The organism is Shewanella olleyana (assembly GCF_023283825.1).
Taxonomy (GTDB): Bacteria; Pseudomonadota; Gammaproteobacteria; order Enterobacterales; family Shewanellaceae; genus Shewanella; species Shewanella olleyana.
The window spans coordinates 1-23,969 of sequence record NZ_JAKILD010000023.1 but is presented as its reverse complement, the minus strand read 5'-3'; the positions used below and the strand labels follow the sequence as shown (position 1 = coordinate 23,969).

The window sequence follows — 23,969 nt, the reverse complement described above, 5'->3', positions numbered from 1 at the left end:
AATGATTAATCATTTTTTGACCAGTGTTAATTTAATTCAGATTCAAATTGAAACAGGCTTTAGTGGCTTGTGAGAGGCTGTTTTAGCTGTATTTGATTGGGGGTATATAAGTAAGAAGAAGCCTATGTTGCGTGATTTATAACAGAAGGACATTGGCTTAGAGCACTAAGAGAGTGCTAACAATAAAGCCCCACAAATTATTTGCAGGGCTTTAAATCACTTAGCGCATAATAAATAGAAATAGTGTTTATTAAAAACTTACTCTTCTATGTTTAACTAGTTACTTCAACATCTCTTGAACGCGGATAACTTGAGCGCGATAGCCTGTGGCAAACATGTCGTGGCTGTTAATGTTAATACGCACTGCGGGTTTGGTTTCACCGTAGCGATGTTCCACTAAAATAGACTGCACTTTACCTGTGGTGTCGTCCATTTTTAAGTTACCGTAACCACCGCCTAATCCAAATAATCCAGCTGATGCAAAGTAGCTCATCATGCTGTCTTTATCTTGTTGGTATTTTACGATTGAAGTCACAGGCGAATAGCCGTTATAACCAAGCTCGTCCTTACCGTACTCCCATACTTGCTCAACCGTTAGATTTTGCTCATCAATTTTGTATTCCACTGAACGTGAGTATTTTTCGTTAGCAAACATTGGTTGGCCTAAATGACGGCCATCACCATTATCAAACACGGTTAAGGTACCTTTTTCAGGCACTAAATACGCAGTGTGTGAGGTGTAAGAGAAATCAAAGTCAGTGCCGCGGCAAAGCCCTTTCTCATTACAATTAAGTTGGTTGCCTTTGCCATCGACTGGGGTTAAAAGTTTAGCGGCAAACTTTTCAGACCAACCTTTCGATGGACTTAAAATCCACTTAACTTGTTTATCACGGCCAATTTTTATTACCGCAGATTGATGGCGAGAGCTGATGATAATACTGTCATCACTTGGATCGTAATCGATTGAATTTACATGTATCCAGTTACGGCCCGTTTCAACACCATGGATGTCACCATAAGGAGCACTTTGTAAGTCTTCTAACGTGGTTTGATGACCTGCTTGTGCGGCATTAATGTTGAGACAAACAGCGCCGGCATCGAGTGATAACAGGGCGTCATCGCGCATGGGATCTAATATCGTGTTTAAGTCCCAGTAATCGATTAGCTTACCTGTGTTATCTACTTCAATGATTTGATCGCGAATAGTGTTGACTAACTTACCGTCTGGGCGGCGATAATCCTTAGCCGCTGCGCGAATGAAGATATTTCCGTTTGCTGCTTCAATACCTTCATGGGAGGCATCAATAAAGTTGCCGGGTAAGCTGTGCTCTGAAATCATTCTTCCCATGAGCGACATTTTTTTCCAGCCTTGGCCCTGTACCCAGACCATATTGCCATCTTTAGTGACGTTCATTCCCATGGCGTAACCCGCATTTTCAAAGCTTTTTGAATCATGGGTCGTGTAAGGGTTTAAATACCAGCGGATATCACCTGCGGTATCAATGATGAAAAAACCAGGTTTACCATCCCAAGAAAATGCGCCAGGTGCATCAGGGTTATTGTGAGCAAGTTGACCTGTTTTGCCGTCTGGGTTGGTCCAATTAACAAAATATAATCTGTCTTTGAAGTCGGCATCGACATGCTCAACTTCTACCAAAGGCGCTTTAGCCCATTGGCTTTCTGAGAAGCCCATATCAATATCTGGTGTAAGCATTTGATAGTCATGGCTATGCTGTTTACCGTTTTCAGTCCAGTTCACAGTAAAGTGATTCATTAAAGCAGGGTATAGGCCAAAAATGGGTACGCCTCCCTCATTCATGACACGCATATCATCGACTTGATAGTGAATGCTCACACCTGTCTCGTCTTTGGCATGAACCGTCACTTCAACATCTGAAATAGTATGACCATTTAATGTAACTAATGCGGTAAGTGGTGCATTTTCATATGGGTTATGAACTAAATAACCTAAAGGTGCATCAGGTACTGGAATGGGTTTCATTCCTAATGGATCGGCACTAGCATTTTGAAAAGATAAACTAAGGCTTACAGCTAATACAGCGTAAATGAGTGGCTTAACCATGAATATTCTCTTTAGAAACAATTGCAGTGAGTATACGACCTATCTAATTGAAAAAACGATGTATGGCTAACAAAGGGCTGGCATTATTTTCAAATTATAAGAAAAATCACGAATATGAAATTTCTATTTTTATTTGGGAACTTTTTAGAAGTTTACTGAATTTATCTAGACCTTTAGATCTTTCAAGCTTGTTTATGCAGCTAAGTTATTTGGCATCGATTTGTGAAAGTATTTTGCAGTATGGAGAGAAGTATCTGCTGGATTGAGAAGTTCCTTGCTGTATATAGAGAAGTATCTTGCTGGATACAGGAAAATATCAATAAATGCGAGTAGGAATAAAAGTGATTAGGGCCTGTTGATCTTTGCTGGTTAAGTTTTGCTCGAAATAAAAGCGTTTTAATTGAGGCGGATGGATTGATGCCTAGTCATCTAAGCAAGATTCATCCAACAAAGAGTAAAACGCTTTTAGTCGAGCCCTTTGGGCAGCGTTTGTTGGCGATTTTTACTGCGTTATTGATTTTTATGCAGAATAACTACACCACAAAGTCTCTGCCTTGTATAAATGGCCAACAATTCGCTGCAAAAATAACCTTGAAAGATTAACAGGCCCTAGTGAAAGGCGAGCTTTGTTTTGAAAGGGAGACGAGTATCAACCTTAATGGATCAATACTCGTATTCTAGCTAAATGACTGAAGTCAGTTTATTAAGCTTAAGCTATTCGTCTTCAGTTGGAGGCACATAACCTTCAATTTCAACGTCTTTGCCTTCAAATAAAAAGTTAACCATTTGCTCTTCAAGGAACTTTCTATCGTCAACATTCATCATGTTGAGCTTATTTTCGTTGATTAGCATGGTTTGTTTTTTCTGCCAAAGTCCCCAAGCTTCTTTACTGATCGAATCGAAAATTCGCTTGCCAACTTCTCCTGGATACAGTTGAAAATCTAAACCTGGAGCTTCTTTATTTAAATATGCGCAATTAACATTACGAGCCATGATGTTTCCTTAACGGGATCCTAAATAGGATCTGCTGCTGAAAGTGCGACTAAGTGAGATAAAATCCGCTCGGTTGCTGCGGCTAATCCGACTTTAGCTGGATGATGTATGTTATACCAGAGTGTCTGGTTTTGTTCCATTACACAGAATTCAAATTCTGCTAAATCTTGTGTTGATTCAATATCAATTAATATCGGTTGAATATCTAAATGGAAATGACTAAACGTATGCCGAAATCCTGCAAGCCATTCAGCCTTGGTATGAACAATTTTTTTGTCTGTAAATTCAGATAAAATATGGTCATCTAATTCAGCCTCAGTTTCGAACTGTGGAAAGCACCAAAGTCCTCCCCAAATTCCAGCTGGTGGACGTTTATTTAATACCACTTGACCACTTTGTTTTACTACTAACATCCAAGCTGATTTTGTTGGAATGGCTTTTTTAGGTTTTTTACCAGGGAACTCAGTTTGTTTGCCAGCAAGCTGGGCTTTACAATCAATAGCAACGGGGCATTCATTGCAGCGCGGTTTACTGCGGGTACAAACTGCTGAACCAATATCCATCATGGCCTGATTAAACTTACGCACATCATTTTTGGGCGTTAGTGAATCAGTTAGTGTCCACAGTTGTTGTTCAACTGCTTTTTGTCCAGGCCAACCGGCAATCGCGCCATGTCTTGCAAGCACTCGTTTAACATTGCCATCTAAAATGGAATGATGCTGGCCAAGAGCAAGGGATAAAATAGCGCCTGCTGTTGAGCGGCCAATGCCGGGAAGCGCTATAACTTCATCTAAAGTCTCTGGGAACTTGCCATTATGTTGGTCGCAAACCACCTTTGCCGCTTTATGTAAGTTTCTGGCACGGGCGTAATAACCTAAACCTGTCCAATGATGTAAAACATCATCTTCACTGGCATTCGCCAAATCTGCAATTGATGGAAAACTCGCCATGAACTTTTCATAATATGGGATAACAGTGGCGACTTGAGTTTGCTGCAGCATGATCTCTGAAATCCATACTCTGTATGGGGTTTTATTGATTTGCCAAGGAAGCGTCTTACGGCCATGGACATCGTACCAAGCGACAATTCGGTCAGAAAAATTACGCTCGGAAAAGGAGTTAACTTTTTTCATTGGCGCAGTGTATATGGCGACGTTTTGATAAACAAGTCAGCAGTTAAATCAAAACCTGATAAATCAATAACTGAAACTTCCAAACTTGATTCAGCTAATTTAAGTGTCAATTTATGCTTATTGAAAACTGTTCAATTGAGTATTTTGACTAATCTCATCAAACTTCAGTAAAAAATAGCCTTTAGGCGTAACAATCTTTGCTTGAAACCACGTTAACTACTTTAGTCAGGCTGAATTTGCGATATACTTACCGACTATTTATGAATTTGAAGTGAAACATTGGGTCACTTTTATAAAGCACCCAATTGATGAGGCAAACATGAGCGACGTGACTACCGCTGAATTTAACGAAGATGGTAAATATATTCGTAAGATTAGAAGCTTTGTATTGAGAGAAGGGCGCCTAACTAAAGGCCAAGCTCAAGCAATTGAATCATACTGGCCAACAATGGGGTTAGATTACACTCCAGAGCCTATTAATCTTGCTGAAGTATTTAATCGTGAAGCTGATACCGTATTAGAAATCGGTTTTGGTATGGGCGCTTCTTTAGTTGAAATGGCACAAGCAGCTCCTGAACTAAATTATATTGGGATTGAAGTTCACAAGCCGGGTGTTGGTGCATGTTTAGTTGATGCTGGTAAAGCAGAAGTTACTAACCTTCGCGTATATCGTCATGACGCTATGGAAGTGCTCGAAAACAGTATTGCTGATGGCTCATTAAGCCGTGTGCAGTTGTTTTTCCCAGATCCTTGGCACAAAAAACGTCACCATAAACGCCGTATCGTTCAAGCTGAATTTGCTGAACTTATTCGTCGTAAATTAAAAATTGGTGGTGTTTTCCATATGGCAACTGATTGGGAAAACTACAGTGAGCATATGCTTGAAGTGATGTCTGATGCTGAAGGTTATAAGAACCAATCTGAAACCAATACAGTAGTTGAGCGCCCAGATCATCGCCCTTTAACTAAATTTGAAGCCCGTGGACATCGCTTAGGTCATGGGGTTTGGGATTTAATGTTCGAAAGAGTAAGCTAAGCTTATTCGGTTTTGATTTAAAACATTTATAAACGATAAAATACTAGGATAAAAACATGGCTAAGAATCGCAATCGCCGTTTACGTAAAAAATTACGCGTTGATGAGTTCCAAGAACTTGGTTTTGATGTGATCTGGACTTTCGAAGAGTCAATTTCTGAAGAAGAGATTGATAAAGCGGTTGATGAGTTTATCGATCAAGTTATTGAGCCTCGTAATCTAGGTTTTCACGGTGGCGGCCATAAAATGTGGGAAGGCATCATTGCAACACAACAGATCGGTAAATGTACCGAAGAAGATGTGGCAGCCGTTAAAGCATTCTGGGAAGCGAAGAAAGTTTCTCAGCTTGAAGTCAGCGCATTATACGATATCTGGTGGGGCTAATTTAGCTGATGCCTGAGCAAATATTGCTTCAAGAAGTGGTCGACAAAGTTCGGCCACTTATTGGTTCTGGGAAGGTCGCAAACTACATTCCTGCTTTAGGGAATGTTGACCCAAATAAAATTGCGATTGCTGTTACCACTGCTGATGGGCAAACCATAGGCGCTGGTGATTACCTTGAACCTTTTTCTATTCAGAGTATTTCTAAGGTATTTAGTCTTACACTTGCACTTAGTTTATATACTGAAGATGAAATTTGGAGCCGAGTAGGTAAAGAGCCCTCAGGCCAGTCTTTTAATTCACTGGTACAGGTTGAACTGGAGAGAGGTATTCCTCGAAATCCATTTATCAATGCTGGTGCTTTAGTGATTGCAGACTTAATTCAAGCAAGACAAAGTGCACCTAAGCACCGCATGCTTGAAGAAGTGAGAAAGCTAAGTGGTAACTCACACATTTGTTTTGACAAAAATGTAGCCAATTCAGAGTTTAAATTTAGTGCAAGAAATGCTTCGATTGCTTACCTAATGAAGTCATTTGGTAATTTCGATGGCAATGTCGATACTGTGCTAAAAAGCTACTTTCATTATTGTTCACTGAAAATGAACTGTGCAGATTTATCAAAAGCCATGTTCTATTTGGCTAATCGCGGTAAAACCTTACAAGGTGAGCAATTAATTACCCCTGTGCAAACAAGGCAGCTTAATGCGTTACTTGCTACATCAGGCTTATACGATGGTGCTGGCGAATTTGCTTATCGCGTGGGCATGCCAGGTAAAAGCGGTGTCGGTGGCGGTATTATTGCGGTTATTCCTGGTGATATGTCTATCTGTGTTTGGTCTCCTGAACTCGATAAAAATGGCAACTCTTTAGCGGGTACTCGTATGCTTGAGCATTTGTCTCAGTCTTTGGGTCGTTCAATTTTTTAATCCTTTTTACTGTATGTCTTTAGCTTATTTCCTCGCTGTGAGTTATTAACTCTTGTTTTTAAATCTGCTGATATTAAACATCGATACAAGTGAATATTTCCAATGAGTGAAATACACCACTTTGTTGTTAATTTCACTCATCCTCGGTTAACTTTCTAATTCTCTCTTTCAAAAAACATTCTCAAAAACCTGCTTAGTTACTGAAATAAAATGGTTTTTAATTGTTGGCACGAGCTGTGCTTTATCTAGGTTATCAATTACAACTATTTACTATTTACAAACCAGATTTAAAATTCAGTCTATAACTTAATGACTGTGATTTATTAACAGCAAGGAAGAGCTAATGAAAACTCAAACTAATTTCACCAACGGATTAATCAAAGGTATCGCTTTATCAGGGCTTATTTTTACCGCTGGTGCGATGACGCCTGCTATGGCAAAGCTAACCATTGATGATGACCAATGTAATGTCACCCTTAATTATGATGTCACTGTTGAACCGAAAAAATTACTCATCAGCGAGCAGGGTGAAGAAATGTATCGAGTTGAAATGGGTGAGCTTTATGTTGAAGGCAATAGAGTCAAATTAGATAGCAAACAGAGCAAATTGTTAAATGATTATTCTGAAGAGCTTTCTCAACAAGTTCCTGAAATCATCGATCTCGTTAATGAAGTTGTTGTACTGGCAACTGATGCCGTGAGCTTAGCATTAACTCCAATCTTTGGTGATGCTACAGGTGCTAAATTGGATGAGCTAATGGCAGGCATTCAAACCCGTGTGGATGAAGCGGCTTATCAGCAAGGCGATATGTTTTACTTAGGGGCTACTGAGTCTTCAATCGAAGAAGCCTTTAACGAAGATTTTGAACAAGAAATGGAAGCGATGATTGCGAACTCTATGGGTAGCTTCATGATGGCCATTGGCGCTGAAATGATGTCTTCTGAAGGCGGTAGTTTTGAAGAGAAGATTGCAGCCTTTTCTGCCAAGATGGAAAAAGTAGGTGAAGACATTGAGTATCAGATAGCAGATCAATCAGAGGCTATTGAAGCTAAAGCTGAACAAGTTTGCGCAGACTTTGAAGAGCTAATGGCGCTTGAATCAGAGGTACGTAAATCAATCCCTGCACTTGCTTCATATGAACTAGCCACACTTGATAGTCGTTCTGAATAAGTAAAACCGTCATTAATTAACCGGTAATTGTAAACGGTTAGTAGATGAAAATTGACTAATTTGATTATCTTGATTGTTCAATTTCTAGCATTGTCAAAATGCACCTGACCTTCCCCTGCTTTATTAGCAGGGGCTTTTTTGTTTTAAATCTCCATAAAATCCTCATTCAACTGCACTTCTGTACAACTAATGATTTGTTCTGATAAAAAAATTGTATATTATAAATATAGAGCCATTTGTGATTTTTTTGGTATACTCCATAAATTATAAAACAGCATAGCTAATTCGATTAACTTATTGTTTTAGTTTTGATTGGCTACACAAGATAACGGACTATCACTATTTAATTTCTTTTTTGGTTAACATTGCATGTAAATTTGCATTGTTATATTGCTTGAATCTTGTTCGCTATTGTTTCGGGTAGGTTACAGTGATTGGCATTCCAAAAACTATTTTTAATGTCGTAAACAGCTTAAGGCGACTCCAATGTTAGAACTGTTAGAACCTATTGCTATTTTTACTCATGTTGCCCGCGCCGGAAGCTTTAGCGCCGCAGCCAGAAGATTGAGTATATCTAAGTCCAAAGTAAGTACTCAGGTTGCTGATCTTGAACATAAACTTGGGGTTCAGCTTATTCAACGTACTACACGTAGTTTGAGTCTGACTGAAGCAGGTAACTTGCTTTATATTCAAGGTGAAGAGTTGCTTCGCGATGCTGAACAGGCTGTCTCAAGTGTTCATAACTTAAATGATGCTACTCGCGGCGTATTGAAGGTGGGTATTTCCCAATCGTTTGGTACCATGCACATCATTCCTGCATTACCTGATTTTATGGCGACACACCCTGAACTTGAGTTACAAGTTAGCTTACTCGATCATAAAGTAGATGTAGTGAGTGAAGGTTTAGATTTATTATTAACCATGTCGGAGCAGTTGCCTTTAGGTATGGTTGCTCGTCCATTGATGAAGTGTCAGTTCTTACTCGTGGCATCGCCAGAATATATTGCTCAAAACGGAACGATTTCTCGTCCTGAACAGCTAGTGGATCATAACTGCCTTGTGTATCAAGGTGAGTGGCATGAGCACAGCATGTGGCAATTCAAGAAAGGCGAAGACTACTGCGAAATCGGTGTATCAGGCAACTTCCGCGTTGATAATGCACCAGCATTAAAATCAGCTGCTGTTAGCGGGCTAGGTATTGCATATTTAGCCAGTTACTTGATGGAAGATGAGATCGAGCAAGGTACCTTAGTCCCCTTGTTACCAGATTGGCAGTTAACCAATAACCTGCCTCTACAAGCGGTCTATCCTCGTCGTAAGCATCTTGCACCTAAAGTAAGTTCATTCATCGAATTTATCAAAGGACATATTGGAAGCACCCCTTATTGGGATACTAAATATGACCATTTATATAAATTACGTAAATAATTACCAAAAAAAGTAACTAATTACGTAAGAATATATGGAAACATTGTTCAAATTTAAAAACAAAGCCGCACTGATTAGTGCGGCTTTTTTATTTTTTTAATTTAAACAATGACTTAATTGTCTGTGTTTAAAAATTGTTCAACGCTAATTTGTCTTATATTAAGAACAATTTAATAAATGCTTCTTGAACTCTGTTCTGAAATCAATACAATAGATTTCAGTTGATTCGGAATGGTTTGAGTCACGCATCTTGTTGAGAAATGACCCCTTTTCATCAAAATGTGCAAACCAGCAACTTCGCAAGTTTTGAATCACTGCTGGCAACGGTTTTAAAATTAGAACAATGCCGGCTTTGAAACCATCATCCTAGTTTAAATTGGTTTACCCCAGACAATGTTCTGGGGTTATTTTTATCTGAAATAAACTCCAGCTGTATCTAATTGTTTGTTGATTTCATATTTCTGCTTGAAGGCTTTGCCCAATAGCACGAGTTCCAATCCAGTTTTATCCCTATATTTCTAACCCTGAATATATGTTTGATATAAAAGACATCTACTTATGTTTTGTTTGCACCATAATGATAATTAATACCAATCGGGATAAATAAGTGAGCAGATATTGCGTAGGAAAAATCGCTTAGAACAAGGTAGAAATTGCAGCTAGCTAGTTGCTCTACCTACAAAATTTCTAACGAAGTTATAAGCGATTTTAACCAGTAAGAATGATCACATTCTTATGCTGATTGGTATAAGATTGGCAATCGCCATTTAGTAGATACAAAAAAGCCACTGTTCCCAGTGGCTTTTCTCATTCATATAACAAGGGTATGAATGAATAAGGCTATGAACTATTTAGCCGTGTTGGCCCATTCAGTCACTTTGTCTTCTAACACGTCTAGCGGAAGTGGACCATTTTCTAAGATAAGCGTATGGAACTGGCGGATATCAAACTTATCACCCATTTGCTTTTTAGCACTTTCACGTAACTCTAGAATCTTAATCATGCCGACTTTGTAAGCTGTTGCTTGACCTGGCATCACAATGTGACGCTCAACCATTTTCACGGCGTCAGATTCAGCATTAGGGGTATTATCTACATAGTATTGAATACCTTGCTCACGAGTCCATTTTTTAGAATGGATACCAGTATCAACCACTAAACGACAAGCGCGCCATAATTCCATGGCTAAGCGGCCAAAGTCAGAGTATGGATCAGCATATAATCCCATCTCTTTAGGGAAGTATTCAGTGTATAACCCCCAGCCTTCAATATAAGCTGTGTAGCCACCGTATTTTCTGAACTTAGGAATACCTTCTAACTCTTGTGCAATTGCAATTTGCATGTGATGGCCAGGGATCCCTTCATGGTATGCAAGCGCTTCCATTTGATAAGTCGGCATCGCTTTCATGTCATAAAGGTTAGCGTAGTATGTACCTGGGCGAGAACCGTCTGGTGCAGGTGCGTCATAAAATGCTTTACCTGCAGACTTTTCGCGGAAGGCTTCTACTTGCTTAACAATCAATTGAGCTTTTGGCTTAATATTGAATACTTCATCAAGGCGAGACTCCATATTATCAATCAAGTCTTTCGCTTCTGTCATGTAACGGGTTTTACCCTCAGCGGTATCTGGGTAGTAAAATTGGTCGTCATCACGCATGAATGCCATGAATTCTTGCAAATTACCATCAAATTTAACTTTCTTCATAATGGTGCGCATTTCATCATGAATACGCGCGACTTCAGAAAGACCTAGCTTATGAATGGTTTCAGAACTCATATCAGTGGTAGTGACACGACTTAAACGCATATTGAAGAAATCATCACCTTCAGGCAGTTTCCAAACACCGTCACGTGTGTCTGCTTTTTTCTCAAGCTGGTTTAGGTAGCTAATAAGGTCAATATAAGCAGGTTGAACACTCTCAATAAGTGCTTTTTTAGCATCAGCAAGTAATTGATCTTTTTTGGCTTGAGGTGCATCTAAAGCGTTAACTTTGTTATTGATGTCAGCCCAAAGGGTGCTTTTTTCTTCGGTATCACTAAAAGGTGCACCGGTAATGATGTTTTGGCTGTCAGAAATGACATAAGGGAACACAAATTTAGGAGCGATAATGCCTTTATCGGCACGTAACTTTAAGCCATCAACTAGTTGCTCGCTGGCAAGCTTAACGCCATTTAAACGACTAATGTAAGCTTCAGCATCACTTACACTCGACACTTGATGTTGATTAATTAAGAACGTGGCTATGAAGGTGTGGCTACCGTACATTTGATTGACTGGATAGGTATGATGACGCCATTTATCGTCTTCAATATCCTGCTCTAAACCTTGCTTCATTAACTTGTAGCTTAATGCAGTTTGAACATCTAACTTGCTGACATTAATGCTTTCTAGTTGCTTTAAATGTTTTTTAGCACGAGCTAATGCTTCATCTTCAGCTTTTTCACTAAAATCGCCCCATTTGTCGTAATCTTTTTTGATACGCATATAAGTTTGTGAAATAGGGCTAGCCATAACATTTTCCATGAAAATGTTTTCAAATAACTCATTGGCTTTTTCTGATTCTGTGGTGGCTTTTTGGCTTGCTTCAGTTGGGGTTTCTGTCATTTGTCCATGTGAACTATGAGCGATAACAGAAGTTGATAATAAGCTTGATAACGCTACGGCTATTAATGTCGTTTTAGTTTTTAGTCGCATACTTGATTCCGTTTGCAGGTTGAAATTAAAAATTTTGTTAAAATTATTGATTGATATCCTAATAGAGAGCGATAAAAAAAGGTAAAGTGAAATGTTAGCAATTGTGTATTAATTGTTGCTGAAGGGAAAGCCAAAGTTAGTCAGTCATCGCTAATTGATTGCATGTAGTGGAATGCGCTGATTTTTAGGTAATAAAAAGCCACGACTCAGACTGAGTAATGGCTTAAATATAACTGTGAATAGAGGCGCTGCTCTTAAGGGGTAGCAAAGCAGTAATATGCACCTAGTCGATCATTAGTTAATCATTACTCGATGAACTGAGATAATAAATCATTAACGAACATATGGCCTTTAGAGGTTAATTGCCAATGATGTTCTGACTCGGTCAATAAACCTCGTGCGATAGATTTTTTCATTCCTTCAGCTAATAAGTCAGCAGATAAACCTGTGCGGTGCTCAAACTCTGCTTTCGGAATTGGCGTCATTAATCTTAGTCGATTCATAAGATATTCAAGCGCACGATCTTCAGGTAATACCTCAGAGGTTTCGAAAGTGAAATCTTCAGTATTCAAGTAACCTTTTGGATGCTTGATTTTAACGGTGCGTGTGATTTTATTTTGCTCAGCTTGGGTTATTTTTCCGTGAGCGCCGCAGCCAATGCCTAAGTAATCACCGAACTGCCAATAATTAAGGTTATGACGACATTGGAACCCTGGTTTGGCATAGGCTGAAATTTCATATTGCTCGTAACCTAAAGCTGCAAGTTTTTTCTGACCTTGTTCATAGATGTGCCATAGGTTTTCATCATCTGGCAATTGTGGTGGTTTTGAATGAAACAAGGTATTAGGTTCAATAGTCAATTGATACCAAGATAGGTGAGGCGGCATGAGTGCTGCTGCAGTATCAATATCTGCCATAGCTTCATCGAAGCTTTGGTTTGGTAGCCCATGCATTAGGTCTAAATTAAAGCTGTTATAACCTGCCTTTGAAGCGGTATTGGCTGCAGTAACAGCTTCATTTTCGTCATGGATACGCCCAAGCAGATTGAGTTTATCTTTTGAGAAACTTTGCACACCAATGGATAAACGAGTCACCCCTGCAGCTTTGTATGCGGCAAAATCGTCATGCTCTAACGTTCCAGGATTAGCCTCCATGGTGATTTCAATATCTTGTTCAAACCCAATCGCATCTCTTGCGCCATCAAGTATTCGCTTTATTTGTTTGGCTTCAAATAGAGAAGGGGTTCCACCACCAATGAAAATACTATGTAACTTGCGATTTTGAACATAACCTAAGTCATTATGTAAATCTTGCAGCAAGGCTTCGACATATTGCTCTTGAGGCAGCTCGCCTTGCTGACCATGAGAGTTAAAATCACAATATGGACATTTTTGAACACACCAAGGTATGTGAATATAAAGGCTAAGTGGTGGCAGGGTTAACATAGTGACTAAATAATCCCTTTTGCTTTTAGCGCATCAGCTAACAAGTTAAGCGCTAAACCACGATGGCTTAACTGATTTTTTTGCTCACTGCTAAGTTCTGCTGCTGAGCAATCAAAGCCCTGTGGAATGAATACTGGGTCGTAACCGTGGCCTTGCTCACCCTGTGGCATTGTACCAATTTTACCTTCCCAAGCTGCTTGGCACACAATAGGAGTCGGATCTTTTGCATGACGCATATAAACCAATACGCATTGGAAACGAGCACTGCGATTAGTTTGTCCTTCAAGTGAGTTAAGCAGTTTAAGGTATCTGTCTTTTTCACTCGCATTTTCGCCACCATAACGGGCAGAGTATATGCCTGGAGCGCCTTGAAGTGCATCGACTTCTAAACCTGAATCATCAGCTATAGCTGCTTTACCTGTAATCTCAGCAGCATGCCTTGCCTTGATAATCGCATTTTCTATAAATGTAGTACCCGTTTCAGCCACTTCAGGCACATTGAATTGGTTTTGCGGTAATACTTGAATATTAAATTGTGACAACATTTGGTCGAACTCTTTAAGCTTACCTTTGTTACCGCTGGCTAATACAATTTGCTGCATGGGAATACCTTAGTGGATGAAAAGTGGTACTTGAAAATTTGGCTAATGATACCTAAGCGTCTAGCTGATAGATAGCCTCAATAATTGCTACTTTTAGTACTCATAAAAATAAAGCCAAAACTAAATAGAATCGGCTTTATCGGATTATTCGCTTGTGCGTTATTTCTAGTTATTCTACATAGAATTTTTGTTTGAATTTAACAGATGTATTGAGTTGGTTACCGTGTTTAACCGCGATATTAAAGTTAATCTCTTGGTCATCTCGATAGGGGACTTGTGCAATATAATAAATTGCTTTGCCTTCTCGAATTTCTTTAAAATCTAAGGTAATTCTTGCATCAAGTAAGTTGTTTGCCACCCCTGAGATTTCAATTGCGACAGGCGGGTTACCTTCTTTACTTGTATCTAATACTGCAATATTTACTATGCCATTATAATTGCTTCGTTCAATACCGTAGGTTTTGGCAATGCTAGGCGTAATAAACGTGCTACTTAATGCCATGTAATGGATATCAAAATTGCCCACTTGCTGTTTTTGCTCTGCCTGAGCTGTACTTGTTAGTCCGAATGAAAGTCCTACAACAAGTAACAAATTTAAAATGATAGTGCGAAACATAATCAGGATCCTTGATCGACTCTTGCAAGAGGTGATTCACTAATGGAGTGTAGAGTTAAGTATAGAGAATTTTAATCAAACTCACCTTAATTTCATACAAAACTAAACAAGTTTAATGAGTTAACTTTGAATTTATTCGTTTACAGTTAATGGTTCGCAGTAATCGTTTTACAGTAGGTGAGATATTTCACTAGGAATTTGTTTAGGCATGGATATTTTGACTTGTTTATGACGCCCTTGCATGCCTTTTAAAATCACAACATCCGCTTTAGGTACTTTAAATGCTTTTGATAAATATTTAACTAAATGGCTATTAGCTTTACCATCGACTGGCGGTGCGGTAATGGCTATTTTTAACTCGTTACCATGTAAGCCAACGATGCTATTTCTGTTGGCCCTAAGCTGAATATATAAATTCAGCAACAGATCGGTCTGCTGCTGAATGATAGCGCTCATTATGGTTAACCCCAATGCTGAGGGTTAAACCGCATTCCAAAATGGAATGTACTGAGCAAATAAGATATTTATGAAGTTCATCGCAATTAATACCAGCATTACTGATAAATCTAGGCCACCCATTGGCGGTAAAATTTTACGTACCGGACGTAAAAATGGCTCGGTTAATTGATCCATCACCATCACAATAGGGTTATGTCCTTGGTTAAACCAGCTAAGCAGTGCGCGAATGATTAACACCCAAAACAAAAGTACACCCGCTTCTTTAAGTACTGATACCAGTGACAAGATTATTAACGATATCGCATCTAGTTTAAAATCTACGATTAATGCTAATACCAGAAATTTAACCATGACCACAATGATTGCAAGCACAATGGATGCTGTATCAATCACACCTATTGAAGGCAATACACGGCGCATAGGCGCAATGATTGGTTGTGTTGCTTTGACTACAAATTGACTAAATGGGTTGTAAAAATCAGCCCTAGCGAGTTGAAGCCAAAAACGTAAAATTACCACCATTAGGTACAGTTCAAATACCGTGGTAACGAGAAATTGCATTGCATTCATTTTTAAGTGCCTTGTTAGGTTGGTACGTAAAACATGTCATTAATTGTGACAGTGTCGCTGAATCCGTATCGTTTTAAAATGTTTTTGCCATTTCTTCAGCTCGTTTTATGCAGTTCGTCATTGCCTGGTCAACTAACCCGCGTAAATTACCTTCTTCGAAGGTTTCAACTGCTCGTGCAGTGGTGCCACCTTTAGACATAACATTGGTGCGCAATGTCTCTAATGACAACTCAGGGTTTTGTACAACCATTTGTGCAGCACCTAATGCAGCTTGTTGTGCTAAAGCCCGAGCTGTTTGTTCATCCATTCCTGCTTTAATGCCGTGCTGGATCATTGATTCTATGAATAAAAAGAAATAAGCAGGAGAGCTTCCTGCTAGAGCGATAACTTGGTTTAATTCGTCTTCTTTTTGTACCCAAACGACTTCGCCGCCAGTTTTCATTAAAGTTTCACAGATTTGTTTTTGCTCGTCTGAAATAGTGTCATCAGCAAAAATACCTGTCATACCAACACCTATTTGGGTTGGGGTGTTTGGCATTGCACGAATTAACTTAACTTGCTGTTTAAAGAAATCTTGATAACGTGCTGCTGGAATACCTGCAGCAATAGTAATTAACAACTTATTAGATAAATCTAAGTGGCTTAGTTGCTCGCATACCATTTGCATTAATTGTGGTTTTACGCTGAGTACAATCACATCAGCATCATCTGCTGCTGCAACATTGTCATGAGAAACTTGAATGCCAAAATCTGCTTTCAGTGCATCGAGCTTGCCGACACTTGGATTAGTTGCGTGAACCCGCTTAGCTGGATAACCGTTAGTTACCAAACCGCTTATGATTGCTCGCGGCATATTTCCCGCACCGATAAAACATACTTTTGCTTGAGTCATAGGGTTAAAATCACTTTTAATTTGTCGATGAATAGATTTAGCCATACTTATTAAAGACTATATTTGGGGCATTTATGGTTGAATTCAAGGTCGGATCTATAAATTATCCTGCATGAATAACTGATTAAAAACAAAGCCTGCACTCGATGAAGTATGTTTTCACTTTTTAGAGCTGATATTTATCATAGATACTTTGCCTCTGAGCTTGAATTAGTTGAGCTTAAGCAACTGAGTTTATGTACCTTAGCTTATGTAACTTAGCTTAAGTGAATAAGCGTAAGTAACCGATACTTTAAAACCTAAGCTCTTGAACCAAAAATTCCCGTACCAATTCTTACCATGGTTGAACCGTGTTCAATAGCAATAGCTAAATCGCTGCTCATGCCCATCGAGAGTGTGTCTACACTAGGGTATTGCTGTTTTAGTACAAGGTATAAGTTTTCAAGTTGAGCAAACTCTTGTCTTTGAATACTAACATCTTCAGTTGCGGTTGGAATTGCCATTAAGCCGCGCAAGGTAAGATGGGGTAAATCATCAATTATTTGTGCAAGTTGACTAACTTCTTCAGGGCTTACGCCTGATTTACTGGCTTCGTTACTGATGTTCACTTGAATACAAACCTGTAAAGGGGGTTTATCTTTAGGGCGCTGCTCATTAAGGCGTTTAGCTATTTTGTCACGGCTAAGGGTATGCATCCAATCAAAGTGCTCAGCAATAATACGTGATTTGTTAGATTGTAATGGCCCGATAAAATGCCACTCAATATCTTGATAGTCTTGCCGCAACGCAATGACTTTATCTTCCCCTTCTTGCACATAATTCTCACCAAAACAGCGCTGACCCGCTTGATAGGCTTCGATGATATCGGTGATGGGTTTAGTTTTACTTACTGCAAGTAAAGTGACTTCTTCACTGTTACGTGAACAATTTTGCGCCGCTTGAGCAATTTGGCTCTGGGCGATTGATATTCGGTCTGCTATTGTTGTCATATTGTTTTTATTTGTTTAAATGGATGTCATTGACCATGGAAATAACTGAGTTACTTGCCTTTAGTGTAAAGCACAATGCCTCGGATCTACACCTTTCAGCAGGCGTTTCGCCAATGATCCGTGTAGATGGTGAAGTCAGAAAAATTAATTTACCAGCATTAGATCATCAGGCCGTACACGGTTTAGTGTATGACATCATGAACGATAAACAGCGTAAAGACTTCGAAGAACATTTAGAAATCGATTTCTCGTTCGAAGTGCCAAATCTTGCTCGTTTTCGTGTGAATGCATTCAACCAGTCTCGTGGTGCAGGTGCGGTTTTCCGTACGATTCCTAGTGAGATTTTATCATTAGAGCAACTCGGCGCTCCAGATATCTTTAAGAAAATATCAAGCTTCCCACGTGGTCTTGTGCTTGTTACTGGTCCTACAGGTTCAGGTAAGTCGACTACATTAGCTGCAATGGTCGATTACATTAATAACGAGCGACACGATCATATTCTAACCATTGAAGACCCGATAGAATTCGTCCATCAAAACAAACAATGTTTGGTGAACCAGCGTGAAGTACATAAACATACCCATGGTTTTGATGCAGCACTTCGAAGCGCACTTCGTGAAGATCCCGATGTCATTCTTGTTGGTGAAATGCGTGACCTTGAAACTATTCGATTAGCAATGACTGCAGCAGAAACGGGTCACTTAGTATTTGGTACTCTGCATACAACCTCAGCGGCAAAAACCGTTGACCGTATTGTGGATGTATTCCCCGCTGGTGAAAAAGACATGGTGCGTACCATGTTGTCTGAATCACTACAGGCCGTTATTTCACAAACCCTAATTAAAAAAGTGGGCGGTGGTCGTGTTGCTGCACACGAAATCATGATGGGCACTCCAGCAATTCGTAACCTTATTCGTGAAGATAAAGTCGCGCAAATGTACTCAGCAATTCAAACGGGTATGGCCCATGGAATGCAAACACTTGAGCAATGTTTACAAAACTTGGTGAATCGCGGATTAATTACCCGTGATGATGCAATGTCTAAGAGCTCAAATAAACAAGCTAACTTTTAAGGGTTAATAAATGGATGTACGTCCTTTTTTGAAGGTCATGGTTGACCGAAAAGCATCGGATTTATTTGTCACTGCAGGCTTTCCGCCAAGTGCAAAAATCGATGGTGAGCTAAGACCGCTTTCGGAAACAAGTTTTAATCCTGAACAGTCATTAGAGTTTGTTGAATCGCTAATGACGGATATCCAAAAACAGGAGTTCCATGAAACACGTGAATGTAACTTTGCATTTGCTGCAAAAGACTTAGGTCGTTTTCGTGTCAGTGCTTTTTGGCAGCGTGAATCGCCTGGTTGCGTAATGCGTCGTATTGAAACCAAAATTCCTGAAGTCGAAGATTTAAAACTGCCGCCAATTCTTAAAGACTTGGTTATGAGTAAGCGTGGCTTGATCATTATGGTCGGTGGTACAGGTACCGGTAAATCTACCTCGTTGGCATCTTTAGTGGGTTATCGAAACGCCCATGCGCGCGGTCATATTTTGACCATTGAAGATCCTGTGGAATTTGTGCATGACCACCGTAAGAGTATTATTACTCAGCGTGAAGTCGGTATTGATACTGACTCGTTTGACGCAGCACTTAAAAGCTCGTTGCGTCAGGCTCCAGACGTTATTTTGATTGGTGAAATCCGAACCCAGGAAACCATGGAGTTTGCATTATCCTTTGCTGAAACAGGTCATTTATGTATGGCAACACTCCATGCTAACAACGCTAACCAAGCGTTAGACCGGATTATGCATTTAGTGCCAGAAAGCAAACATAATCAGTTATTATTCGATTTGTCGTTAAATCTACGAGGAATTGTGGCTCAGCAATTAGTACCTAAGTCAGATGGCTCAGGCCGTCGTGCCGCTATCGAGGTTTTAATTAATACCCCTCGTGTGGCCAGTTTAATCGCTAAAAACGAACTGCATTTACTTAAAGAAACTATGAGTAAATCTCGCGAACAAGGCATGCAGACCTTTGACCAAGCATTATTAGATTTATATATCGAGAAAGAGATTAGCTACGCAGATGCACTGCACCATGCTGACTCTCCAAATGATTTACGTTTAATGATTAAACTGCAGAATAATGAAACGAGTGGCTCAGGTTTAATGGATGGGGTGACGTTAGATTTAGGTTAACAAGCTAAATCTTTGGTACAAAGTTAGTCAATTTGTTTAAGTCTAAAATCTTGTAGGAAAAACCAAAGTAGATTGCTTTGGTTTTTTTATATCTGAATTTTAGCGGCGAAGGTGCTAAATATCTTTTTGTTTAGCGACTGAGATGTTTAATTGGAAATCTGAATCGTTTATTTAACCTGAGCTCGGTTTAAGAGATATTTAACAATATGAAATATAAATGAAAAATGGTTTTATTATCACTCTAGCTAGATAGTTTTGTTTAATTCAAGGCAAATTTCGCGTCAATAGCTTGTCTATTGCAAGTAAATTTAACGCAGAAGTAAGCAAAAATAGCTGCTAGAGAAACATGTGTTAAGCCGAGCTCAGGTTATTTACACAATTGATGATCTGCTTTAATTAGAACAACGTATAATCATTCACATATACAGCGTTTGAAAAATTGAATACGAGATTATTTGATTTAGCTGATAAAACTAAAACAACTCGATGCTCATTTAATATGATATCAATCGAAAGGAATCAATATGAACAAGCTTTTACTAACCACAGGAATACTTACCCTTAGCAGTGCTTTATTACCATCAACCGCGACTGCTAATAGCTGCCCAGATTACCTCAACGTAGAAGCAAGAAAACTGCATTCAGATGAAGTAGTAGACTTATGTGAAGTCACTAATGGTAAGCCAGTTTTGATTGTAAATACTGCCAGTAATTGTGGCTTTACACCCCAATTTGAAGCCTTAGAAGCATTGCATAAGGAATATGAAGATGACCTAGTCGTTATTGGATTTCCATCTGATGATTTCTTCCAAGAAGAAGATGATGAAGCTAAAACTGCAGATGTTTGTTTTGTAAATTATGGCGTGACTTTCACTATGGTTTCAACATCTGCAGTAAGAGGCAGTGATGTTAATTCTGTCTTTGCTTATTTGGGTGACAAAACAGCAGCACCTAAATGGAATTTTTACAAATACTTAGTCAGTGCAGATGGCGAAAATGTGCAGCAATTCAACTCTCGAGTAAAACCAGATAGCGAAGAGCTTAAAAAAGCGATAGAGTCTGTTTTATAAATTTGCATCGTTAATAAAACTAATTTTTTACAATCTAGTCACTTAGCCACTAACTTAGTCAGTGACTAGCTTTTTGTGAATAAAAATAGAACTAAAGACAGTTTTAGCATGCGACAGACTTTAGTCATCAGGTGAGGTTTTCCTCTCTTGATAATCAAACTTTTTCGGAGACAGTTTTGTATAAATTTTCTGGTTTGAGTAAAGAATACGGCCACAAATCACGCGGTAAAACTGGCGTGCTATTAATGAATTTAGGGACACCGGATAAGCCTACATCATCGGCAGTAAGAAGATATTTAGCTGAGTTTTTAGCAGATCCACGTGTTGTCGAAATTCCAAAACTGGTTTGGATGTGTATTTTACATGGCATCATCTTACGAGTTCGTCCAGCTAAGTCTGCCGCGTTATACAAAGAGGTGTGGACCGATGAAGGTTCGCCTTTGATGGATATTAGTTTGCGCCAAAAGAGCAAACTAGCAAAGTTATTTGCTGATAATGATGTTGATGCTTCGGTTCATTTAGCTATGCGTTATGGCAATCCTTCAACACCTTCAGTGCTTCAAGCTATGCATAAAGACGGTATTGATAGAGTTGTCGTCTTACCTCTATATCCTCAATATGCAGCACCGACCACAGCATCGGCATTCGATGCGATAGCAAAAGAACTTTGTAAGTGGCGTTATATCCCAGCACTTCATTTTATTAATACCTATCATGACGATCCTACTTTCATCGATGCATTAGCCCAATCTATTCAAGCTGACTTTGACGCGAATGGAAAACCAGAGAAACTAGTACTGTCATACCACGGTATGCCAGAGCGTAACCTTCACTTAGGCGATCCATATTACTGTTTCTGTGTTAAAACCACTCGATTAGTGGTTGAGAAATTAGGTTTAGATGAAAAAGAATACGTGATGACGTTCCAATCTCGTTTTGGTAAGGCCAAATGGCTACAACCATATACCGATGCGACAATGGAAGCTCTGCCAGGTGAGGGCATTAACGATATTGCCGTTGTTTGCCCAGCGTTTAGTGCTGATTGTTTAGAGACGCTTGAAGAAATTAAAGGTGAGAACCGAGAAGTGTTTGAACAAGCCGGCGGTAAAAAATTCCGTTATATTGAATGTTTAAATGACAATGATGCACACATCAATATGATGGCGAATTTGGTTAAGCCGTATCTTTAAGCTTTTAAAGACAAAAACCTTAGATCTTGTATCTTAAGAGTAAGATTGTGTGACAAGTCTTAGTCTTAAACTAAAAAAGGAGCCCAAATGGCTCCTTTTTTGTTTTTTAATCTTTTAGACAAATATATTTAATCAGCAAATTGATTTTCGAAATAGCTTTCGATAATTAACACCGCTGATACTGCATCAACTTGACCTTTAGTGAGCTTTTTGTAGCCGCCTAACTCAAACAGACGGGCTTTTGCATCTGTAGTGGTCAGTCTTTCATCCTGTGTAGCGACTTTAACGCCGAATCGACCACTAAGTCGATTGGCGAACTTTCTCGCTCTTTGGGTCATCTCTTGCTCGGTGCCATCCATATTGAGTGGTAAGCCGACTACGACAAGATCAGGTTGCCATTCTTTAATTACAGCTTCAATTTCATCCCAATTAGGAATACCATCATTGGCCTTAATTGCACCTACAGGTGTCGCACTTGCGGTGATTTCTTGCCCAACAGCGACGCCAATACTTTTTGTTCCAAAATCAAACCCAAGAACGGTTTTTGATTGCATGAATTTTTACCTTTGATTACCAAAATAGGCCGCCAACATAGATTATCAACCTAGTCGGCATTATAGCTTTAATCAGCTAATGAACAGTGCGAGGTTAAGAGTGACCCACTTGAGATGAAATTTGCCAAATATCAAAACCTAATTTTTTAGTCGCTTCAGTCCATAATTGTTCGATGTCCTGTCCAAACAATAATTCGGATGTGGCTGGTATGGTTAACCAAGTATTGTCTGCTAATTCTTGCTCAAGCTGATCTTTACTCCAACCTGAATAACCCAGTGCGACGACAAATTGCTTAGGGGATTCTTTGGTACCAAGCGAGTTGAGGACATCGCGTGAAGTGGTCAGCATACAAAAATCACTGATAGATTCGCTATTCACCCATTGTTCTTGAGGAGTATGAAGTACAAAACCTCTGTCAGTATCCACAGGACCTCCCAGTAAAACAGGGCCTTCAAGATCTAAACTTAATTCTGACTCATTAGATAACCCAATTTGATCGAGTAATTCATCGATAACAATATTGGTCGCGCGATTAATCATCACGCCCATTGCACCTTTATCATTGTGTTCACAGATATAAATAACAGAACGTTCAAAGAAGGTATCTTCGAGTGAGGGCATCGCAATTAATAAGTGACCTTGTAAGCTATCCATAATAAATCCTTGTGCTAATACGTAACTTGGATGCTGTTTAAGCAAGGTATACGTTCGATCTTCCGACTGAGTTTAATTTTGATATCTAATATTATGAAACTAACCACCCGCCAGCTTAACGGTATATTTTTGCTTTTCTAATAATGTTTTTATTTTTTCACGGTCATCTGTTTGAACTTCGATGTCGAAATCTTTTACAGTACCGCCGCAGCCGCACTGTTTTTTTAACTTCTGAGCAAGTGCTTTTAATTCTTTGGGGGCGAGACATAACCCTTTAATGACACTGACGCCTTTTCCTTTACGGCCTTTACTGTCTTTATGTATTCTGACTATGCCGTCACCTTCAGGGATGCTCGCTTCAGCTTTAGGCTGGTCAATCTTACCGCCATCGGTGCTATAAACTAAAGATACGTTTGGATCAATTCTCATAATAAACTGCAGTCATAGAATGTTAACTACAGTTTAGCAAACTAAATGAAGCGGCTAAAGAGAGCGAGTCATTGATAAGTTGTGATAATTAAGAATTATTTTAACTTACATAAGCCTAAATCTATGCTTCATTCGACACATTTTGTTTATATTATAAGTTGATGATTAATGTTTACCAAGGGCTTGTATATGGTCTCCTCCAATATTGCAATATAAAAAATAGCGTTGTGACAGTGATAGGTTTACGTTCGTATATCCGGCTTCATAATTGAAACGCTTGGGTTTCGAGCCTTGATGAACTTCGCACATATCGTCCTTATCGTTGACACGAGTTATAAACTCATCAGCCCTATCAGGTTTTCGATATGTCGGTCTTACCTGTTTGTCATCAGTTACTTTTTATTAGCAATCCTTAGAGATGATTAATATTACCCTTCTATCGTTATCAAGCGGCATA

General features: G+C 39.2%; 23 protein-coding genes. 9 read left to right on the top strand and 14 right to left on the bottom strand.

Going from position 1 to position 23,969, the window contains the following annotated elements; genetic code table 11:
- Positions 1-280: 280 nt before the first annotated feature.
- The 3 genes from L2735_RS15780 to mutY form a co-directional block, all read right to left on the bottom strand.
- Positions 281-2,083: an aryl-sulfate sulfotransferase gene (locus L2735_RS15780; protein WP_248985626.1), complete on the bottom strand. Its 1,803-nt coding sequence runs from the start codon at positions 2,081-2,083 to the stop codon at positions 281-283.
- Between the two features lie 714 nt (positions 2,084-2,797).
- The gene (locus L2735_RS15770) at positions 2,798-3,076 is read right to left on the bottom strand and encodes an oxidative damage protection protein (RefSeq protein WP_248985625.1); all 279 of its coding nucleotides are present in this window, start codon (positions 3,074-3,076) and stop codon (positions 2,798-2,800) included.
- Between the two features lie 20 nt (positions 3,077-3,096).
- Positions 3,097-4,209 carry an A/G-specific adenine glycosylase gene (gene mutY / locus L2735_RS15765; RefSeq protein WP_248985624.1) on the bottom strand — a complete coding sequence of 371 codons (1,113 nt, stop codon included), beginning with the start codon at positions 4,207-4,209 and terminating at the stop codon, positions 3,097-3,099.
- Between the two features lie 319 nt (positions 4,210-4,528).
- Here mutY and trmB point away from each other — a divergent pair, with 319 nt between their 5' ends.
- From trmB to L2735_RS15740, 5 genes are all read left to right on the top strand, one after another.
- Entirely contained in the window at positions 4,529-5,245 is a 717-nt protein-coding gene (trmB, locus tag L2735_RS15760; protein WP_248985623.1) for a tRNA (guanosine(46)-N7)-methyltransferase TrmB, read from the top strand.
- A 56-nt stretch (positions 5,246-5,301) separates the two neighbouring features.
- Positions 5,302-5,628 carry a 50S ribosome-binding protein YggL gene (locus L2735_RS15755; RefSeq protein WP_248985622.1) on the top strand — a complete coding sequence of 109 codons (327 nt, stop codon included), beginning with the start codon at positions 5,302-5,304 and terminating at the stop codon, positions 5,626-5,628.
- 8 nt (positions 5,629-5,636) lie between these two features.
- Positions 5,637-6,551 carry a glutaminase B gene (gene glsB, locus L2735_RS15750; protein WP_248985621.1) on the top strand — a complete coding sequence of 305 codons (915 nt, stop codon included), beginning with the start codon at positions 5,637-5,639 and terminating at the stop codon, positions 6,549-6,551.
- A 343-nt stretch (positions 6,552-6,894) separates the two neighbouring features.
- The gene (locus L2735_RS15745; protein ID WP_248985620.1) at positions 6,895-7,722 is read left to right on the top strand and encodes a YggN family protein; all 828 of its coding nucleotides are present in this window, start codon (positions 6,895-6,897) and stop codon (positions 7,720-7,722) included.
- Positions 7,723-8,208: 486 nt separating this feature from the next.
- A complete protein-coding gene (locus L2735_RS15740; RefSeq protein ID WP_248985619.1) occupies positions 8,209-9,150 on the top strand; it encodes a LysR family transcriptional regulator in 942 nt (313 codons plus the stop codon).
- Between the two features lie 847 nt (positions 9,151-9,997).
- Here L2735_RS15740 and L2735_RS15735 read toward each other — a convergent pair.
- The 8 genes from L2735_RS15735 to L2735_RS15700 all read right to left on the bottom strand — a co-directional run bounded on the left by L2735_RS15735 (position 9,998) and on the right by L2735_RS15700 (position 17,418).
- Entirely contained in the window at positions 9,998-11,845 is a 1,848-nt protein-coding gene (locus L2735_RS15735) for a DUF885 domain-containing protein (RefSeq protein ID WP_248985618.1), read from the bottom strand.
- 305 nt (positions 11,846-12,150) lie between these two features.
- The gene (gene hemW, locus L2735_RS15730; RefSeq protein ID WP_248985617.1) at positions 12,151-13,290 is read right to left on the bottom strand and encodes a radical SAM family heme chaperone HemW; all 1,140 of its coding nucleotides are present in this window, start codon (positions 13,288-13,290) and stop codon (positions 12,151-12,153) included.
- 5 nt (positions 13,291-13,295) lie between these two features.
- Positions 13,296-13,892: an RdgB/HAM1 family non-canonical purine NTP pyrophosphatase gene (gene rdgB, locus L2735_RS15725; protein ID WP_248985616.1), complete on the bottom strand. Its 597-nt coding sequence runs from the start codon at positions 13,890-13,892 to the stop codon at positions 13,296-13,298.
- Positions 13,893-14,061: 169 nt separating this feature from the next.
- On the bottom strand, positions 14,062-14,508 hold the full coding sequence (locus L2735_RS15720) for a DUF4426 domain-containing protein (RefSeq protein ID WP_248985615.1): 447 nt from the start codon (positions 14,506-14,508) through the stop codon (positions 14,062-14,064).
- Between the two features lie 168 nt (positions 14,509-14,676).
- Positions 14,677-14,964 carry a DUF167 family protein YggU gene (yggU, locus tag L2735_RS15715; RefSeq protein WP_248985614.1) on the bottom strand — a complete coding sequence of 96 codons (288 nt, stop codon included), beginning with the start codon at positions 14,962-14,964 and terminating at the stop codon, positions 14,677-14,679.
- Between the two features lie 24 nt (positions 14,965-14,988).
- Positions 14,989-15,537, bottom strand: coding sequence for a YggT family protein (locus L2735_RS15710; protein WP_248985613.1), 549 nt, complete (start codon positions 15,535-15,537; stop codon positions 14,989-14,991).
- Positions 15,538-15,610: 73 nt separating this feature from the next.
- Positions 15,611-16,429, bottom strand: a complete 819-nt coding sequence (gene proC / locus L2735_RS15705) for a pyrroline-5-carboxylate reductase (protein WP_248985612.1) — start codon at positions 16,427-16,429, stop codon at positions 15,611-15,613.
- 299 nt (positions 16,430-16,728) lie between these two features.
- On the bottom strand, positions 16,729-17,418 hold the full coding sequence (locus L2735_RS15700; protein WP_248985611.1) for a YggS family pyridoxal phosphate-dependent enzyme: 690 nt from the start codon (positions 17,416-17,418) through the stop codon (positions 16,729-16,731).
- 35 nt (positions 17,419-17,453) lie between these two features.
- Between L2735_RS15700 and L2735_RS15695 the strand changes: the two genes are divergently transcribed.
- The 4 genes from L2735_RS15695 to hemH all read left to right on the top strand — a co-directional run bounded on the left by L2735_RS15695 (position 17,454) and on the right by hemH (position 21,874).
- Entirely contained in the window at positions 17,454-18,491 is a 1,038-nt protein-coding gene (locus tag L2735_RS15695; protein WP_248985610.1) for a type IV pilus twitching motility protein PilT, read from the top strand.
- Positions 18,492-18,501: 10 nt separating this feature from the next.
- Positions 18,502-19,614 (top strand): PilT/PilU family type 4a pilus ATPase, encoded by a 1,113-nt coding sequence (locus L2735_RS15690; RefSeq protein WP_248985609.1) that lies wholly within the window; start codon positions 18,502-18,504, stop codon positions 19,612-19,614.
- A gap of 524 nt (positions 19,615-20,138) precedes the next feature.
- Complete coding sequence (locus L2735_RS15685; protein ID WP_248985608.1) at positions 20,139-20,684, top strand: glutathione peroxidase; 546 nt, start codon at positions 20,139-20,141, stop codon at positions 20,682-20,684.
- A 176-nt stretch (positions 20,685-20,860) separates the two neighbouring features.
- Positions 20,861-21,874, top strand: a complete 1,014-nt coding sequence (hemH, locus tag L2735_RS15680) for a ferrochelatase (RefSeq protein WP_248985607.1) — start codon at positions 20,861-20,863, stop codon at positions 21,872-21,874.
- Positions 21,875-22,002: 128 nt separating this feature from the next.
- Here the strand turns inward: hemH and ruvX are convergent, their stop codons facing one another.
- The 3 genes from ruvX to yciH all read right to left on the bottom strand — a co-directional run bounded on the left by ruvX (position 22,003) and on the right by yciH (position 23,512).
- Positions 22,003-22,428 carry a Holliday junction resolvase RuvX gene (ruvX, locus tag L2735_RS15675; RefSeq protein WP_248985606.1) on the bottom strand — a complete coding sequence of 142 codons (426 nt, stop codon included), beginning with the start codon at positions 22,426-22,428 and terminating at the stop codon, positions 22,003-22,005.
- A gap of 94 nt (positions 22,429-22,522) precedes the next feature.
- The gene (locus tag L2735_RS15670) at positions 22,523-23,083 is read right to left on the bottom strand and encodes a YqgE/AlgH family protein (protein WP_248985605.1); all 561 of its coding nucleotides are present in this window, start codon (positions 23,081-23,083) and stop codon (positions 22,523-22,525) included.
- A gap of 99 nt (positions 23,084-23,182) precedes the next feature.
- Complete coding sequence (gene yciH, locus L2735_RS15665) at positions 23,183-23,512, bottom strand: stress response translation initiation inhibitor YciH (protein WP_248985604.1); 330 nt, start codon at positions 23,510-23,512, stop codon at positions 23,183-23,185.
- Between the last annotated feature and the right edge of the window lie 457 nt (positions 23,513-23,969).

Coding starts and splice junctions, on each gene's coding strand:
- L2735_RS15780 (WP_248985626.1), bottom strand. CDS start 2,083: ATGGTTAAGCCACTCATTTACGCTGTATTAGCTGTAAGCCTTAGTTTA.
- L2735_RS15770 (WP_248985625.1), bottom strand. CDS start 3,076: ATGGCTCGTAATGTTAATTGCGCATATTTAAATAAAGAAGCTCCAGGT.
- mutY (WP_248985624.1), bottom strand. CDS start 4,209: ATGAAAAAAGTTAACTCCTTTTCCGAGCGTAATTTTTCTGACCGAATT.
- trmB (WP_248985623.1), top strand. CDS start 4,529: ATGAGCGACGTGACTACCGCTGAATTTAACGAAGATGGTAAATATATT.
- L2735_RS15755 (WP_248985622.1), top strand. CDS start 5,302: ATGGCTAAGAATCGCAATCGCCGTTTACGTAAAAAATTACGCGTTGAT.
- glsB (WP_248985621.1), top strand. CDS start 5,637: ATGCCTGAGCAAATATTGCTTCAAGAAGTGGTCGACAAAGTTCGGCCA.
- L2735_RS15745 (WP_248985620.1), top strand. CDS start 6,895: ATGAAAACTCAAACTAATTTCACCAACGGATTAATCAAAGGTATCGCT.
- L2735_RS15740 (WP_248985619.1), top strand. CDS start 8,209: ATGTTAGAACTGTTAGAACCTATTGCTATTTTTACTCATGTTGCCCGC.
- L2735_RS15735 (WP_248985618.1), bottom strand. CDS start 11,845: ATGCGACTAAAAACTAAAACGACATTAATAGCCGTAGCGTTATCAAGC.
- hemW (WP_248985617.1), bottom strand. CDS start 13,290: ATGTTAACCCTGCCACCACTTAGCCTTTATATTCACATACCTTGGTGT.
- rdgB (WP_248985616.1), bottom strand. CDS start 13,892: ATGCAGCAAATTGTATTAGCCAGCGGTAACAAAGGTAAGCTTAAAGAG.
- L2735_RS15720 (WP_248985615.1), bottom strand. CDS start 14,508: ATGTTTCGCACTATCATTTTAAATTTGTTACTTGTTGTAGGACTTTCA.
- yggU (WP_248985614.1), bottom strand. CDS start 14,964: ATGAGCGCTATCATTCAGCAGCAGACCGATCTGTTGCTGAATTTATAT.
- L2735_RS15710 (WP_248985613.1), bottom strand. CDS start 15,537: ATGAATGCAATGCAATTTCTCGTTACCACGGTATTTGAACTGTACCTA.
- proC (WP_248985612.1), bottom strand. CDS start 16,429: ATGACTCAAGCAAAAGTATGTTTTATCGGTGCGGGAAATATGCCGCGA.
- L2735_RS15700 (WP_248985611.1), bottom strand. CDS start 17,418: ATGACAACAATAGCAGACCGAATATCAATCGCCCAGAGCCAAATTGCT.
- L2735_RS15695 (WP_248985610.1), top strand. CDS start 17,454: ATGGAAATAACTGAGTTACTTGCCTTTAGTGTAAAGCACAATGCCTCG.
- L2735_RS15690 (WP_248985609.1), top strand. CDS start 18,502: ATGGATGTACGTCCTTTTTTGAAGGTCATGGTTGACCGAAAAGCATCG.
- L2735_RS15685 (WP_248985608.1), top strand. CDS start 20,139: ATGAACAAGCTTTTACTAACCACAGGAATACTTACCCTTAGCAGTGCT.
- ruvX (WP_248985606.1), bottom strand. CDS start 22,428: ATGCAATCAAAAACCGTTCTTGGGTTTGATTTTGGAACAAAAAGTATT.
- L2735_RS15670 (WP_248985605.1), bottom strand. CDS start 23,083: ATGGATAGCTTACAAGGTCACTTATTAATTGCGATGCCCTCACTCGAA.
- yciH (WP_248985604.1), bottom strand. CDS start 23,512: ATGAGAATTGATCCAAACGTATCTTTAGTTTATAGCACCGATGGCGGT.